The following is a 15,417-nucleotide window of genomic DNA, read 5'->3' as shown; positions in this document are numbered from 1 at the left end:
CGGGTTAATTTATGGTATGATAAATGTACAAAAAAATATTGATGGGGGAGAAGTCCCCCTCATTGGGCTTCATACGCCAGCACGTACGCCAGGCTTTTTATTGTCTTGCCCGACTTGACCAGGCATCTCTTCTCCTACTAAAATTTTACTTGATAAATTAAATTTTTGTATATAAATTTAAACATGTGTCTGGATTGGAGAACTGATGAATATTGCTGCTATAATTAAACCCGTCGCCTTGTCCTTTTCGCTTGTCGCATGCCTTGCGGCAAACTCCCTAGCGGCCGTAGAATATACGCTCCACAAATCGGCAAATCCGAGCGCCGACGAGCAGGACGCCTATAAACGAATCACGGCCGTGATGGATTCAGCAGTCAAGCTCTACAATACTTACTCGAACCTTTCGAAATACATCAACGTGTATTATGCGCCGGGCGTGCCCACGGCCGAGGCCAGCAGCAACGGAGACTTGCGTTTTGGCGAGAACCGCAGCTACATGGTCGTGCCGACCGCAATGCACGAAATGGCGCACACGATGGGTGTTGGCACCACGTCAGAATACGCAGCAACATGCGTGGACGGAGTTTTCAGGAATGACAAGGTTCAGGCGAAACTCCGCGAAATGGACGGACCGAACGCGGAACTCCATTGCGACCGTCAGCATATTTGGCCGTACGGTTTGAACCAGGCGAGCGAAGCCAAGTCCGAACAGGATCTGATAAACCACGTGCTTATCGTAGAGACTATATACCAGCAACTTTTCAAGGTGGCATTTTTTAAGGAGGGGAGAATCAAGTCCCTCGGCGACACCAAAAATTGCATGGGGATTACATCTTCCAACGCACTGGAATTGATGGATTGTAGTGAGTCAGCGACTTTCGTGAAGATTTTCTCTGTTGGCGACAACCCCGTTACCTATTATGTTCAGATGGGGAGCCGCGTAATCGACATCCCGAACGAATCGACTGCGGCTGGCGTGAAGGCATCGACCTATGGCTACAACGGCGGCGCGCACCAGCGGTATATTTTTGAAGAGGCAATGGTCGATACGCCGAACGCATTCTACCTCAAGAATTTCAAAAGCGGACATTACCTCCAAGCGGTAGGAACGACCGTGGTGCAGAACCCGAAGGGCTCCGGCGACGATTTTATTTGGCAGCTTCTTGAAACTTCTGAAATCGACACCTCGTCTGCTGACACCTCAGTCGCGGATACGAGTAAACAGGATACTTCCAAGACCGATATTGCCGCAAAACAGATAATGAAATTGCAGCAACTCCGCCTACCAACGAGAACCTTCGACTTGAAGGGCCGTCAAGTTCGCAAGCAGGCGTTGAGCCGTGCTCGTGGAACAATCCTGTTCAAAAAGAAACCCTAATTAACGCATTTTTACATACCTTAATTGATTTTTGGGTGTTTTGGTATGTAATTGTATTGTTGATGCATCAAGCCTTACATACTAATTGTCGCATTTGGTATGGTTAGTATGTAATTTCGGTATTAAAAAGCCCTTTTTAGAGAGTTTTTTTTCATATACAGGCGTCATAATCGTCTTTTTTGGGCTTTTTCGACTGCGAGTAAGCCGTTTTTTACATACTAAATTGTTTTTTTTGCGTTTAGTATGTAACGCTCTATGGCAAGGAATCTTGAGTGACTCTGTTTTGCTCCACAAAAGTTTTCGCACAACAAACGAAAAAGACCTTCAAGATGAAGGTGTGTATTTAGTTTACTTCACTTTGTTCAGTAAACTAAAACGCCTCTCTATTGAGAGGCGTTTTTCGCGGGATAGACGAGGCTTGAACTCGCAACCTCCGGCGTGACAGGCCGGTGCTCTAACCAAAATTGAGCTACCACCCCAAATCGTTTCCGATTTTCGGTAGTGGGCGATAACGGATTCGAACCGCTGACATTCTGCTTGTAAGGCAGACGCTCTGAACCAACTGAGCTAATCGCCCGAAATTTTTACTTGTCTTGATTTTTGCCTTTCCAGAGGATTCCGACCGGAATTACGACCAGGTAGGCGGCAACCAAAATAAGCGGTGCAACCGTGAGAGAAACCGGATTGTCTGCAGGGCCAGTGGCGAGGCAAATGAAACCGATTACGAGGAGTAACACACCGAGAGCAATCAGAATGATATTCTTTTTATCCATCAGTATTAATCCTCATCTCAAGATTACGAAGCCAAATATACAAAGTTTTATGTTCTTGTCAACCGATTTGGGACTAAAAAGCGCATTTTTTTTGCATTAGAGCCCGCTGATATTATTTTTGACCAGGATATTTGACTCGTGTATGGTACGTGCCGTCCAAGCTATTCAAGAAAGCCTTTTCAAGCTTGGAAAGTTCCTTGATCGAAAGGTTGCATTCGTTGAACTGGCCTTCGGTAAAGCGACTTTCGATGGTCTTGTGGATCATCGCCGCCAATGCCTCGGGGCTCGTATCGGTCATGGAGCGGCTGGTAGCCTCGATAATGTCAGCGAGCATGAGAATAGCCGTTTCCTTGCTCTGCGGTTTCGGACCCTTGTAGCTGTAGTCTTCGACCTTGACTTCTTCTCCGGTTTCCTTGGCATTTTCGAGAGCCTTGTGGTAGAAGTACTGGATAATCGAAGAACCGTGATGTTCGCGAATACCGGCAGCGACAAGCGACGGTATGTTGTATTCATTTGCAAGCGCCGTTCCCTGTTCCACATGTCCAGTGATAATTTTGACGGACTGCAGGGGATCGATATTGTTGTGCGGGTTTACGCCCTGCTTCTGGTTTTCTGTAAAGTACTCGGGGCGCATCGTCTTGCCGATGTCGTGGTACAGAGCCATTACGCGCACGAGGAGTGAATTGGCTCCGATACTTTCGGCGACATGTTCTGCAAGGTTCGACACCTGGATGCTATGGTGGAAAGTTCCAGGAGCATATTCAGAAATACGCTTAAGGGCCGGACGGTTGAAGTCCGACATTTCCATGAGGGTGAGTACGGTCGTGATTCCGAAGATGCGTTCCATCAAGTGGATCAACGCGACAGAGGCGAGAGCGTAGCAGAGCACGATATTTGCACTTCCCACAATCAGGTTCTGGTAGAACGCTTCCAGGGAAAGGCGGTTGCGCAGGAGGTACATCACGCTGATGGCGGCGGCCATAGCCAGAACGCCGACAATGATTCCCCATACGAACTGGACGCGGTAACGCATTCTTGCAATGGGGTAGGTGGCGGCAAAGGTCACGCTGAATGCACAGACCATCGCTGCGAGGTCGTAACCGTTCAGGATTCCGAAAATCAACGAAGAGAATACGCTAAAGGCAATTCCAAGGCGGCGATCGTAGAGCACCGTTGCGGTAACAGGCGCGAATGCGACCGGATAGAGCCACATAAAGTCAAGGTTTTCAGGTATTATTGAAATGTCTGCGCTGCTGATACTTCCGGAAAGGTGGTGTACGCCCCAGAATGCGACAAGCTGCAATAGGGCAAGCGCAATCAAGCTCCACAGCTGGCGCGCCGTCTTGAACATGCCCCGCGAGGGAGAGTTGAAAAGGAACAGGAAAAAGAAAGTGATGATGATGGTAAAGACAAGTGCGTTACCGTAGATAGCCGTAAATGTCTTGGAATTTTCTTCCTTCTGCTGGGCCCGCTGCAGAGCGTCGATCTTTTCAAGAATGTCCTTGGTAATGGGAGCTCCCTGCGCCACAATTTCCATGCCACGGGGAACCATACCTTTGATCAGCGTCACTTTGTTACGGGCGTCTTCGCGGCTCGCGACCGTTTCTTTTTCAAGGTAGAAGACGTTCGGCATCATGAACACGAACAACGTTTCGTAGAAAGCGCTCAATAGCCCCTGTTCGTTCGGGAAACTCATCTGCAGCTGGGCGAACGCTTCGTCGATACGGCGGCGGAGCGGCTGGATCGTGCTCACTTCGACGGTGGACTTTTCGTTGTCCTTGATCAGCGTGATGTTCGGCTTGTTATAGATGATGTACTTGAAATCTTGCAGGTTGTAGTTGTCGCGGTAAAGCTGCGCGGCAGTTTCGGTACTTGCGATAAAGGTGTTGGACACGCCCATCTGGAGCATGCGGTTAAACACGGAAAGGAGCGAGTCGCGGGCCTTCGAGTTCTGGCTCAGCGGCTTGATAGCCGAAGTCGAAATGCGCTGCTTCAGGACTTCGTAAATACGGGAGGCCTGCACGACTTTGGGCTGCACAGACGAATCACCGTCACCGCTTGCGTTCAGCTGGTTTATCTGCGATTGCAGGGAACCGTATTGGGCAAGCTTGTGCAGGAACAACTTCAAGTCTTCAGAAACGCGGTTGGTCTCGTCGCTGTTGAAACCGAAGATAGCGTTCACCTTTTCGGCGGCACGGGTCTTTTCAGCTTCGATTTCCTGTTCGGACTTGGGCACCTCGAAATTGATGGGGGCGACAATCGTGCGTGTGCTCACCTGGCCCAGGTGAGGACGTTCGGACTGGAGGGCGATGTTGCGGTCCGGAAAAAGGAAAATGGCGGCGGCAACAACCAGAAGCCATCCAATGATAAAGTGAATTCTCATTTTTTTCTTTTTCATTCTACGACGATCCTTCGTAAGCTTTCAAAATGTCTTTCACGAGCGGGTGGCGGAGCACGTCCGTCGACTCGAATTCCACCTGCGCGATTCCGCGGATTCCCTTGAGCAGGTTCATAGCGTGCACGAGCCCTGATTTCTGTCCCTTGGCCAAGTCCACCTGGGTCGCGTCCCCGGTGATGATTGCCTTGCTATGGGGACCGAGTCGGGTGAGGAACATCTTCATCTGCTCGGGGGTCGTGTTCTGCGCCTCGTCCAAGATGATGAATGCTCGCTTGAGCGTGCGGCCGCGCATGTAGGCGAGCGGGGCGACTTCGATGGACCCCGTTTCTTCGTAGCGGCGGAGCTTTTCTGCGGGAAGCAGTTCGGCGAGGCTGTCGTGGATGGGGCGCAGGTACGGTGCGATTTTTTCCTTGAGGTCGCCGGGCAGGTAGCCGAGCGATTCACCCGCCTCGACTGCCGGGCGCACCAGGCAGATGCGTTCTGCCTCATGGCGTTCTAGGCTTGCCACGGCGAGTGTCACGGCAAGGAAGGTCTTGCCGGTTCCGGCAGGGCCCTTCGCGAAGATGATGTCGTTATGTTCGACTGCGTGCACCAGTTCGGCCTGAGCCTTGGTCTTCGCGAACACCGAAACTCCCATACGGTTCCTGAAAATAGGGGCCGTCGGGATCTCTCCGGATGAATCAAATTCACCCGTGTCGGCAGGATCCAGCAGTCTCGAAAGAGCTCCGGACGAAAGAACCTTGCCGTTTTTTGCGGCCATCTTCAACTGGTCTAGAACGGCCAAAACACCAGGCAAGTCTCCGTTTTCCTTCGCAATAATGCGTAGTCCCGGAAGCCTCGTCTGTATTTCAACACAAAAACGGCTCTCCAATAAGCGGAAAACCGTTTCGTTCTCGCCTGAAACCATTCGTTTCAGGTCATCCGATAGGGAATAGCGTTGTTCGTCCATCTAGAACGCGTGGCTATGATTACTCTTCGGCAGCAGGAGCTGTAGAAATACCGAGCTTGTTCTTGGCTTCGAAGATTTCCTTGCGGAGCTTGTGGTTTTCTTCGGTAATGGCGACCGCTTCTTCTTCGGTCTTCTTCAGCTTGTTTTCGTCAATCTTTTCCTTCGGGGCAGACCTCTGAACAGATTCTTCGGATCCGTCGGCGTTATCGTAATCGTCGCTAGAACCACCGGAAGAGCCGGCGCAAGCGGTGAACATGGCAACAGTCATAGCTGCAAGGAGAAATTTCCAATTTTTCAAAAGAGACATTTAATCAGGCTCCATTCTAGTCTGTGATGCCTAAAATCTATAATAATTTGAGCCGAAAAGGGAACAAAAATGGTAAATTTATTGCGAAAAAACACCTTTTTTGAGGATAATATGGTTGTAAACACTTGCTCCAGACCCTATTCTCAGGTCTTTATCGAATCTTCGCTCTATAATGCCAAGAATTTATACAAAAAACGCCGCAAGGCCATGCTCAAGGAACTGGACTCCTTTTTCGTGATTGCCGGAATGCCCATTGAACCGGGAAGCGAAGAAGCGTTCGTGCAGACCTGGAACAAGATGGTACAGGAACCCGCCTTCCTGTATCTTACGGGAATAAACCAGCCGGGGTGTTACCTCTTGCTCGATCCGAAAACCAACGACGAAATCCTGTTCGTTCCTCCGAAAGATCCGTTCAAGGAATTCTGGAACGGCAAACGCCTCGGGTATCTGGAAGACAATAACGAAGTCGCCCGCATCACAGGAATCAAGGACGTGCGCCCCGTAGATGAATTGATGGATACGGTGGTGGCCCGCGCAAGGAAACTTCCCAAGGGCTCGTATGCCTATGCGTATTTCTTCGAAAAATTCAAGGAAGACCACAACGACCGGTTCAGGCATCAGTTGCTCAAGGCGCTTAAGCCCACGGGTATCAAACTCAAGAGTGCAGCGGCCCTCCACTGGTCGCTAAGACTGCCGCTCGAACCCGAACGCATCAAGGACGCCGAAGCGGCGCAGGCTGTAACGGACCATGCGTTCCGCACGATCCTCGCGAACATGTCCTCTTTCAAGAATGAACGCGCCTTGGGCCTTGCCCTCGACTACGAGATGCAGCGCGCAAGTGACGGCGATCTCGCTTTCCCGACAATCGTCGCCGGAGGCGAGAACGCCTGCTGTCTCCATTACGTGAAAAAAGACGAACCCCTTAAGGCGGGGGAGCTGGTGCTCCTAGATTTCGGCATCCGCATCGGGACTCTCCACAGCGACATTTCCCGCACAATTCCGGTGAGCGGCAAATTCAATCCGCTTCAAAAAATGTTGTACGAAATCGTCCTTGACTCCGCCGCGGAATACCAGAAGGCCGTACGCCCTGGAGTGCCCCTCAAAGAAATCGGGAACATTCCCTGGGACTTTATCATACGCGAACTGGAGGCCCGGTTGGTCAAAGGGTGCAAGGGTAAATTCAAGTTGCTTTACGACAAGCGCCCGCACGGCGTAAGTCATTTCATCGGTGAACAGATTCACGAAGGTGAACCCGGCACCCGCTCGCTTGAAACCGTTTTGCGTCCGGGAATGCTGATTTCTTGCGAACCCGGCCTCTACGGTGAATTTGAGGCGACTATCGACGGCAAGAAATACCGCGAAAAAATCGGCATCCGCATCGAGGACGACCTGCTGATTACCAAGGACGGTTTCAGGAACATTTCGCAAAACATTCCTAGGACCGTCGCGGATCTAGAAAAATTGATGGCGTAGCTTTGTTCGGGGCGTGTGACGCCCCGGCATCCCTTTAGTCCTTGATGCAGCGGACATTTGCATAATTGTCCTTGGCGTTCACGTAAACCGTGGGCCGACTAGACTCGTCATAAGATGCAGGAACGGTAGATGTTCCAAAGATATTGCTGCATGGATTCTGCGAACTACGGCAGTCGACAAAGCCGTTTGCGGAACCATCTTCTTCGGCAATCCATAATGCCGTATAAAGTTTTTCGTAGTTGAAGGTTCCGTTGTAGTAGACACCCGTTCCCTTGTATTCCAGTCCGCTGATGAAATTGGTTGGTTGCTGATTGATTTGCCATGTGCTTGGGTCAATTATGTATAACTCAAGCTTGCTTCCTACGATTTTTTTGTATTCAGTATAACTGGGCAAGTGCCAACCGGTTGGACACGCCTTTTGGGCCTGTTCCCAGGTGTAGAACCTTCCGTAGCCATAGTCGTCTCCGCAATAGCGTTCGGCGTCCAGGTAGCATTTACTACCAGGAGTGGCATAATTCAGGTTGTCCACCATGAAAGTTTCGTTTTCAATGTAGATCGTCCTGTAGGATTTTTTATCGCGCGAGTCGGTCATGGTTCCGTAAACCGGCGCCCAGGAGTTTCCACTGCGCACGTACTTCTGACCGTAGACATTTGCCTCGTTACCACTGAATGATTTCAGGGCTTCCTCAAGATTGGCGGCCTGCCAGCCCCTCCACATGCAGACATAGAAACTGTCATTGTAAGCGACACTCTTGTAAACTCTATCGGAAGTGCAAAGGCCATACTTTATGGTAATGTCGCCTTCGAATTCCCATTGCAATTTTTGACGGTTTGTACGGGCGTCGCACCGGTAGATGTTTCCCTTATAGGCCGCATAATGGTTTTGGTTGTATGAATAGCATTTGGTAAGATCCGTGATTTCGTCGGCTTCTTTCCAGGATCCGCTATTACAGAAATAGATGACGCTGCCGGCCCGTCCGGCAAAGTCTTCGTTTTCCGAGGAGCATTTGCCTAGCTCATAATACTCCCTGGAGACCGTGGTCCACCCGTTGGCGCGACATTCGTAGTAGCTGGATGATTTTTGGGTCATTTTCCCAACTTGGGTTTTAGTGCAAAGTCCGATACTCTTTTCAAGGGACGACAGTTGCCGCCATGCTCCGTCTGTGCAGACTTGGTTCAGGCGAACAGTATCCTGATAATCCATGTCACACTTGATGCCAAATTCTTCTTCGATGGTCAGCTGTTTCCACCAATAGTCTCCGTTGCTTAACTTGACGCATTCGTAAGATGACGAATCAGGGGATACGCTGACTTTCTTTCCCAACGAATCCTGCTCGCAGATACCGATCCTGTATTCAAGTTCCGTTACCGGCGTCCATTTGTAGTTGTGGCAGTAATAGCGCAGGGTCGTGACGGATGTCTTGCGGGTGAATTTATCACCCTCGTTCTTGGAGGTACAATATTCTGTCGTTCCTGTGGGCGGCGGATCCAGCTTACGCCATACAAGGTTGTCGCAAATGTATTTCGTAGAATCATCGTAATATTCGTCCTGCAGAGCCTTGGTGCATGCTCCGTAGAATTCCTCGGGGGTTGCCATACGCCATGAGCCCTTGTCGCAATAGACATGGTAACCTGCGGCCATTGTTACGGAATCCTGAATTTTACTGGTGCAGACTCCAGCATATTTTTCGATGGTGGTAGCAAGGCGCCATTTGCCGTTTTCACAGGCATAGCGAGGCCACGTGTTTTTGTCGGTAGCAACTGAAGGTTTCTGCACGACATCGCCGTTTCTCTTGGAATCGCAAGTACCAAAAACTTCATCGTCATTAGTCGCCTCGCGCCACTGTTTGTCTTTACAAACAAAGAATTTTACTTCGAAATACGCGACATCGATGCCACCGGCAGAGGCGGCTCGTCCAGTAAACTGAACAACCGTATCTCCAGCCATTTCTTCGGTACAGAGTCCCACTTTTGTTTCGGGGTAGATAACCCTTCGCCATTGTTCATTTTCGCAAACATATTTGTCGCCTTCAAAAGAAACGATTTCGGTGGCATACTTGTTTTTGCAGGCTCCCTTCGCTTCCGCAATGGACAGTGAGCGCCATTCTAGACTGTCGTTGCTGATGTAGGCCTTTCCGAACAGGTCGTATGTCTCGCCCTTGTTCGCTTCGCTGCAGAAGCCGATTTCAAAATCGAGAGAGGAATATGTTCCCCAAATCCCTGACTTGCAAGTGTAAAGGGTATTATTGTAGATCGTCGTTGCAAGTTCCTTGTTGCAACTATCGGGGCGAGTGTCCCGCACCTTATGCCACTGAGAATACTTGCACTTATAAGGAGTCCTTTCGTCTATGACAAAAGTCGAATCTCCGTTGTTGCAGTTCGCCTGGAGTTCTTTTGCGGTCTGCACGCTCGATGCGGCCTTGATGCAACGCACCGAAACATAGATGGAATCTGCAAAATCTTTCTTGGACCTGAGCACGAGGGAGTCGTTTTCGTAGCTGACTTCGTAAACGGCGCTTGCGGAATCCTTGATGGCGTAGTAAGCGTACTTGTTTAACTTTGCGCACTTGTCTTCCCTGCAGAGGCCTCCGGGTACAAGCGACAAGCCCAGGGAATCGTTACCTCTTTTACCCTTGTCGGATTTTTCCCAATAGCGACTTGTTTTTAGCAGCCCGGTCGAACCTGCAATCTTGATGAGAGATTCCCAGTTTTCCTTGGTTGGCAGGCTGAAACCGGTAGGACAAACACTATCGGAATAGACCTTGTACATGCGTCCGAATACTTCACAATTTTCCAGGCGGTCATCGTAGCACTTGCTCTTGTTCGTCTTGTAAGACAAGTTTTGGGCAAGCCAGACATTCGACCCGATTTGTACGGTCTTGTAAGTCTTGCTGCTCCTGGAATCGTAAATAGAATCGATGTATGCAGAAGTCTTGGGAGAGTCATATTCCTCGGAGGAACTAGACGTTAAAGAGGAGGAGGACTCGGCCGAAGAGCTTGTCTTTTGTCCGCTAGAACTGGATGTGCTATCGGGCGAATCAACGGAGCTACTTGAAAAATCGTCGTATTCCGAAGAGTAGTCTTCATCTATATATTCGGCGTCGGAACTGTTTTTCGCACTGCATCCCCAAAAAGCGACGGATAGGGCCGAAACTGATAAAAAAAGAAATATGGCGTGGAATCGCTGACGCATATATCCTCCTAAGTACAAACCAAATTATAGAATTATAAAGGAGGGGAGCGGATGGAATAAAAACTAAAAAGCCTCTCTTTCGAGAGGCTTTTTTAGCGGGATAGACGAGGCTTGAACTCGCAACCTCCGGCGTGACAGGCCGGTGCTCTAACCAAAATTGAGCTACCACCCCAGTAGTTTGTTTTGTTTGGTCAGTTTCCTAACCGAACGAGCCAAATATAAAAAGAAATAATTCCGCTGTCAAGGGATGTTGGCGAAAAAAACTCATTTTTTTTGAAAAAAAATGAGGTGTCCGCGGCATTGTCTCGGCAAGTCTCTCCCACAAGGGGTCACGCTTCGCAGGCTCGCTATCTCCCCTAAAGGGGACCATAGCCACTAAGCAGTATAGCTGCAAGTGGCTGGAGGCCTAACGCGAATGTGGCAGGACGGTGAAGTAGCTCTTAAAATATATTGAAATCAATGAACTTGTAAAAGCCCGCGTTTTTCGCTGCTTCAAATTCACCTTCGTCAAAGGACTTGTTTGCTAGACCTTCTCTAATGATTTTGATAAAGGTTTCCTTTAGCGGATCAAGTCGTTTCGAACTCATTCGACACGGATGGACTCCTTGCTTGCTCGATACAAGATAATGGGGTTTGCAAACTTCTCTATGACAACATCCACGGACTTGCCTGTTTTTTCGGAAAGTTCCTTGCGCAAGGACAACAGGTCGTTGTAGTCCTGGAAATTTCTGTCCGTTTGTGCAACGGACATGGGTAACTTAGGGTTGATTTCAGTAATAATAGTTCCTATTTCATCCAATACCGTTAACACTCCTAATGGTGTTTGTAGTTCGGTGACAATCGGCCAATTATTTTTTTTATAAAAATCAAAAATATCAGAAGGACTCAAATTTGAGTGAGCTTCTTTAAATTCTCGTTCTAATTTCTCTAGATAGGCCAATTTGCTTAGAATTTCAATTGTATCCATACAGACAAATATATATTCTTTAAATGTCAAAGAATGACATATACAATAAAAAACGAGAGCCAAGATTTCTCTTGACTCTCGTCTTACTAATAACCTCAAAGGCCGAAAGGCCTCACTCATGCCTCAGAGCGAGCATCGCGAGCGAGCTCATACCTCAAAGGCACGGAGTGCCGACCTCATACCTCTTACAGGCTGATCAACCCTTCGGTATCCTTGGACATGGCGTCATAGAATGCGTAGCGGGCGTCCACTTCCTTCTGGAGGTCGTCGGCGAGCTTCTTGGCCACTTCCGGATTGTTACGGGTGAGCTGCTTGTAGCGGTTTTCGGTGTAGATGTATTCTGCAACCGGGATCGTCGGCTTCTTGGAGTCGAGGATAAGCGGAGCCTTTCCTTCGGCGGCGAGAGCCGGGTTGTAACGGAGCAGTGTCCAGTAACCGGAATCCACGGCCATCTTCTGGTGCTGAAGCTGGCTGTTGAGATCGAAACCGTGGTTGATGCAGGGGCAGTAGCAGATGATCAGAGACGGACCATTGTGTGCTTCCGCTTCCTGGAGAACCTTCAGGGCCTGAGCGTCGTTTGCACCGAGGGCGATACGGCCCACGTAAACGTTCTTGTAGCTCATGGCGATGAGGCCGAGGTCCTTCTTGCCGGCGCGCTTACCAGCGGCAGCGAAGAGGGCGACTGCGCCACGGTTCGTGGCCTTGGAAGCCTGTCCACCGGTGTTGGAATACACTTCGGTATCGAGAACGCAGATGTTCACGTTTTCACCGGTTGCCATCACGTGGTCGAGACCACCGTAACCGATGTCGTATGCCCAACCGTCACCACCGAAGATCCACACGGACTTCTTCACGAGGTAGTCGGCGAATTCGTCGCGGAGGCTGACAGATGCATCGTCGGTAGCACCGGCGAGAGCTGCCTTCAGGGCGGCAACGTTTTCACGCTGGGCCTTGATGCCGGCTTCATCGTCCTGCTTCTGTGTCGTGAGCTTTTCCTTGAGTTCGGCAGGAACGTTCACGGCTTCGAGGAGGGAGAGAGCCTGCTTGGCATGCTTCGTGATAGCGAGGCGCATACCGAGACCGAATTCAGCGTTGTCTTCGAAGAGGGAGTTCGCCCAAGCGGGACCGCGGCCTTCCTTGTTCTTGGCCCACGGAGTGGTCGGGAGGTTACCGCCGTAAATGGAGGAGCAACCCGTAGCGTTGGCGACAACCATGCGGTCACCGAAGAGCTGAGAAACGAGACGCACGTAAGCGGTTTCGCCGCAGCCTGCGCAGGAGCCGGAGAATTCGAACAGAGGTTCGAGGAGCATGGCCTGCTTGACGAGGTTCTTGTTGACCTTGGTGCGGTCGAATTCCGGGAGGTCGACGAAGAAGTCCCAGCACTTGCCTTCCTGAACCTTGATGGGTTCCTGCGGCACCATGTTGATGGCCTTCTTGGTTTCGTCGGTCTTGTCCTTACCGATACAGGCCTGCGTACAGACGCCGCAACCCGTACAGTCGTAGCTGGACACGGAAATCGCGAACACCGGCTTGTCGGAACCTTCGAGCTTGAAGCCCTTGGCCGGAGTGAACTTGAAGCCTTCCGGAGCGTTCTTCACGGCAGCTTCGTCCACAACCTTCACGCGGATGGCTGCATGCGGGCAGACCATGGCGCACTTGCCGCACTGCACGCAAGCGTCCGGATTCCAACTCGGGATGTTGAGGGCGAGGTCGCGCTTTTCGTACTTGGTGGTAGCGGTCGGGAACACGCCGTCGCAAGGCATCTTGGAGACGGGGAGGAGCTCGCCGTTGCCCTTGATGATTTCTGCGGTGACTTCGTTCACGAACTTCGGAGCGTCGCCGTGGATCGGAGCGCGGAATTCCTTCTTGCTGGTGACAGTAGCAGGAACCTTGACTTCGAACAGGTTAGCAAGAGAGGCGTCGATAGCGTCCCAGTTCTTCTGGACCACTTCCTGACCCTTCTTGGCGTAGGTCTTTTCGGCGTACTTCTTGATGTACTTGATGGCGGTTTCGGCATCGAGCACGTTACCGAGCTTACTGAAGAAGCAAGTCTGCATCACGGTGTTGATGCGGCGGCCCATGCCGGTCTTCGCGGCAACGGCGTAAGCGTCGATCACGTACACCTTGAGGTGCTTCTTGATGATTTCTTCCTGCACCGGACGCGGGAAGGTATCCCACACGGTGTCGGCGGAGTGCGGGGTATTCACGAGGAACGTTGCGCCATCCTTCGCGTACTTCAGCATGTTCACGGATTCCAGGTGCGGAGTGTGGTGGCATGCCACGAAGTCGGCTTCGTTTTCGCCAATCAGGTACGGGGCGTCGATGATGCTCTTACCGAAGCGGAGGTGAGAGGTGGTCATGGAGCCGGACTTCTTGGAGTCGTAAACGAAGTAGCCCTGTGCGTAGTTGTCGGTTTCGTTACCGATAATCTTGATGGAGTTCTTGTTGGCACCCACGGTACCGTCGGAACCCAGACCGAAGAACATGGCCTGGAAGAAGTCGCTTTCCAGCTTGAAGTTCGGGTCGATGGTGAGGCTCGTGTGGCAGACGTCGTCGTTGATACCGACGGAGAAGCGTGCCTTCGGGTCGGCCTTGGCGAGTTCGTCGTAGATGGCCTTGACCATAGCCGGCGTGAATTCCTTGGAAGAGAGACCGTAGCGGCCGCCGATCATCTTCGGCATAGCCATCTTGCCAGCCATCACGGCTTCGGAGATAGCGGTCAGGGCGTCCTGGAAGAGCGGTTCGCCAGCGGAACCCGGTTCCTTGCAGCGGTCGAGGACGGCAATCTTCTTGACGGTCTTCGGGAGGGCTGCAACGACGGCTTCCATCGGGAACGGGCGGTACAGGCGGATGTTCACGAGACCGACCTTTTCGCCCTTCCCGTTCAGGTACTTGACGGTGTCACCGATGGTGCAGGTCGAAGAACCCATGGAAATGATCACGCGTTCGGCGTCGGGTGCACCGACGTAGTCCACGATGTGGTACTGACGGCCAGTGTAGCTTGCGACCTTGTCCATGTACTTCTGAACAATTTCCGGAACCTTGGCGTAGAACGGGTTCACCGTTTCGCGGCCCTGGAAGTAAACGTCCGGGTTCTGTGCGGTACCGCGCATGGTCGGGCGGTCCGGAGTGAGGCAGCGCTCACGGCAAGCCTTCACGTACTTTTCGTCGATGACGTTACGGATAACGCCGTCTTCGAGAGCTTCGATCTTCATCACTTCGTGGGAGGTACGGAAACCGTCGAAGAAGTGCATGAACGGAACGCGGCTTTCGAGAGTAGAAGCGTGGGCCACGAGAGCGAGGTCCTGGCATTCCTGCACGCAGCTGGAGGCGAGCATGGCAAAGCCGGTCTGGCGGCAGGCCATCACGTCGGAATGGTCACCGAAAATAGAAAGGCCCTGCATGGCAAGGGCACGGGCAGTCACATGGAAGACCGTGGGGGTCAGTTCGCCCGCAATCTTGTACATGTTCGGGATCATCAAGAGAAGACCCTGGGAAGCGGTGAAGGTCGTGGTCAAAGCACCGGCCTGGAGCGCTCCGTGAACGGTACCGGCAGCGCCACCTTCGGACTGCATTTCAAACACGCGGGGAACCTGTCCCCAAATATTCTTCTTGCCTGCAGCACTCCAGTTGTCGGCGTGCTCAGCCATAGGACTAGACGGTGTAATCGGGTAAATAGCCGCAACTTCGCTAACAGCAAATGCTACGCTAGCGGTGGCCTCGTTACCATCACACGCAATCATCTTTTTTGCCATGTGTGTATCTCCAATATTGGGTTGAATTAAAAATCCGAGAATAAAATTACATAGATTTCGACAAAAAAAACAGAAAATTTTTTGAAAAAATGCGTAATTCAAGAAAAAAATGGCAGTGATGAACCAATCCGATTTAATTGTTTCTTTTCTGCAACATTTTTTATGAATTTCTCATTGAAAAAGATGTCACAAAAATACATCTTTTATGTAAACAAATCAAAAGG

The 15,417-nt window shown here is 51.0% G+C and carries 9 protein-coding genes and 3 tRNA genes; 2 read left to right on the top strand and 10 right to left on the bottom strand.

Annotated elements, in window-relative coordinates:
- The first annotated feature begins 205 nt into the window (after positions 1 to 205).
- Positions 206 to 1,378, top strand: coding sequence for an RICIN domain-containing protein (locus BUA93_RS15905; protein ID WP_072978444.1), 1,173 nt, complete (start codon positions 206 to 208; stop codon positions 1,376 to 1,378).
- Between the two features lie 403 nt (positions 1,379 to 1,781).
- Here the strand turns inward: BUA93_RS15905 and BUA93_RS07025 are convergent.
- From BUA93_RS07025 to BUA93_RS07000, 6 genes are all read right to left on the bottom strand, one after another.
- A tRNA-Asp gene (locus BUA93_RS07025) sits at positions 1,782 to 1,857 on the bottom strand.
- 23 nt (positions 1,858 to 1,880) lie between these two features.
- Positions 1,881 to 1,955, bottom strand: a tRNA-Val gene (locus BUA93_RS07020).
- 7 nt (positions 1,956 to 1,962) lie between these two features.
- On the bottom strand, positions 1,963 to 2,151 hold the full coding sequence (locus BUA93_RS07015) for a hypothetical protein (RefSeq protein ID WP_072797772.1): 189 nt from the start codon (positions 2,149 to 2,151) through the stop codon (positions 1,963 to 1,965).
- 112 nt (positions 2,152 to 2,263) lie between these two features.
- Complete coding sequence (locus BUA93_RS07010; protein ID WP_072978443.1) at positions 2,264 to 4,549, bottom strand: HD family phosphohydrolase; 2,286 nt, start codon at positions 4,547 to 4,549, stop codon at positions 2,264 to 2,266.
- A gap of 1 nt (position 4,550) precedes the next feature.
- A complete protein-coding gene (locus tag BUA93_RS07005; protein ID WP_072978442.1) occupies positions 4,551 to 5,498 on the bottom strand; it encodes a PhoH family protein in 948 nt (315 codons plus the stop codon).
- Between the two features lie 19 nt (positions 5,499 to 5,517).
- Positions 5,518 to 5,796, bottom strand: a complete 279-nt coding sequence (locus BUA93_RS07000; RefSeq protein ID WP_371359297.1) for a hypothetical protein — start codon at positions 5,794 to 5,796, stop codon at positions 5,518 to 5,520.
- 120 nt (positions 5,797 to 5,916) lie between these two features.
- Between BUA93_RS07000 and BUA93_RS06995 the strand changes: the two genes are divergently transcribed.
- Complete coding sequence (locus tag BUA93_RS06995; RefSeq protein WP_072978440.1) at positions 5,917 to 7,278, top strand: aminopeptidase P family protein; 1,362 nt, start codon at positions 5,917 to 5,919, stop codon at positions 7,276 to 7,278.
- A gap of 34 nt (positions 7,279 to 7,312) precedes the next feature.
- On the opposite strand, the gene BUA93_RS06990 is transcribed toward BUA93_RS06995, so the two are convergent.
- The 4 genes from BUA93_RS06990 to nifJ all read right to left on the bottom strand — a co-directional run bounded on the left by BUA93_RS06990 (position 7,313) and on the right by nifJ (position 15,193).
- Entirely contained in the window at positions 7,313 to 10,471 is a 3,159-nt protein-coding gene (locus BUA93_RS06990; RefSeq protein ID WP_072978439.1) for an FISUMP domain-containing protein, read from the bottom strand.
- A gap of 96 nt (positions 10,472 to 10,567) precedes the next feature.
- A tRNA-Asp gene (locus BUA93_RS06985) sits at positions 10,568 to 10,643 on the bottom strand.
- Positions 10,644 to 11,054: 411 nt separating this feature from the next.
- Entirely contained in the window at positions 11,055 to 11,438 is a 384-nt protein-coding gene (locus tag BUA93_RS16215; RefSeq protein ID WP_175547386.1) for a hypothetical protein, read from the bottom strand.
- Between the two features lie 185 nt (positions 11,439 to 11,623).
- A complete protein-coding gene (nifJ, locus tag BUA93_RS06975) occupies positions 11,624 to 15,193 on the bottom strand; it encodes a pyruvate:ferredoxin (flavodoxin) oxidoreductase (RefSeq protein ID WP_072978438.1) in 3,570 nt (1,189 codons plus the stop codon).
- Between the last annotated feature and the right edge of the window lie 224 nt (positions 15,194 to 15,417).

Source organism: Fibrobacter sp. UWH4, assembly GCF_900142475.1.
Classification (GTDB): domain Bacteria; phylum Fibrobacterota; class Fibrobacteria; order Fibrobacterales; family Fibrobacteraceae; genus Fibrobacter.
The sequence above is the reverse complement of the archived record's forward strand: the minus strand, read 5'-3'. Positions and strand labels throughout refer to the sequence as shown.

Excerpts from the sequence above, each read along its gene's own strand:
- BUA93_RS07015 (WP_072797772.1), bottom strand. The coding sequence starts at position 2,151 with ATGGATAAAAAGAATATCATTCTGATTGCTCTCGGTGTGTTACTCCTC.
- nifJ (WP_072978438.1), bottom strand. The coding sequence starts at position 15,193 with ATGGCAAAAAAGATGATTGCGTGTGATGGTAACGAGGCCACCGCTAGC.
- BUA93_RS15905 (WP_072978444.1), top strand. The coding sequence starts at position 206 with ATGAATATTGCTGCTATAATTAAACCCGTCGCCTTGTCCTTTTCGCTT.
- BUA93_RS07010 (WP_072978443.1), bottom strand. The coding sequence starts at position 4,549 with ATGAAAAAGAAAAAAATGAGAATTCACTTTATCATTGGATGGCTTCTG.
- BUA93_RS06995 (WP_072978440.1), top strand. The coding sequence starts at position 5,917 with ATGGTTGTAAACACTTGCTCCAGACCCTATTCTCAGGTCTTTATCGAA.
- BUA93_RS16215 (WP_175547386.1), bottom strand. The coding sequence starts at position 11,438 with ATGGATACAATTGAAATTCTAAGCAAATTGGCCTATCTAGAGAAATTA.
- BUA93_RS06990 (WP_072978439.1), bottom strand. The coding sequence starts at position 10,471 with ATGCGTCAGCGATTCCACGCCATATTTCTTTTTTTATCAGTTTCGGCC.
- BUA93_RS07005 (WP_072978442.1), bottom strand. The coding sequence starts at position 5,498 with ATGGACGAACAACGCTATTCCCTATCGGATGACCTGAAACGAATGGTT.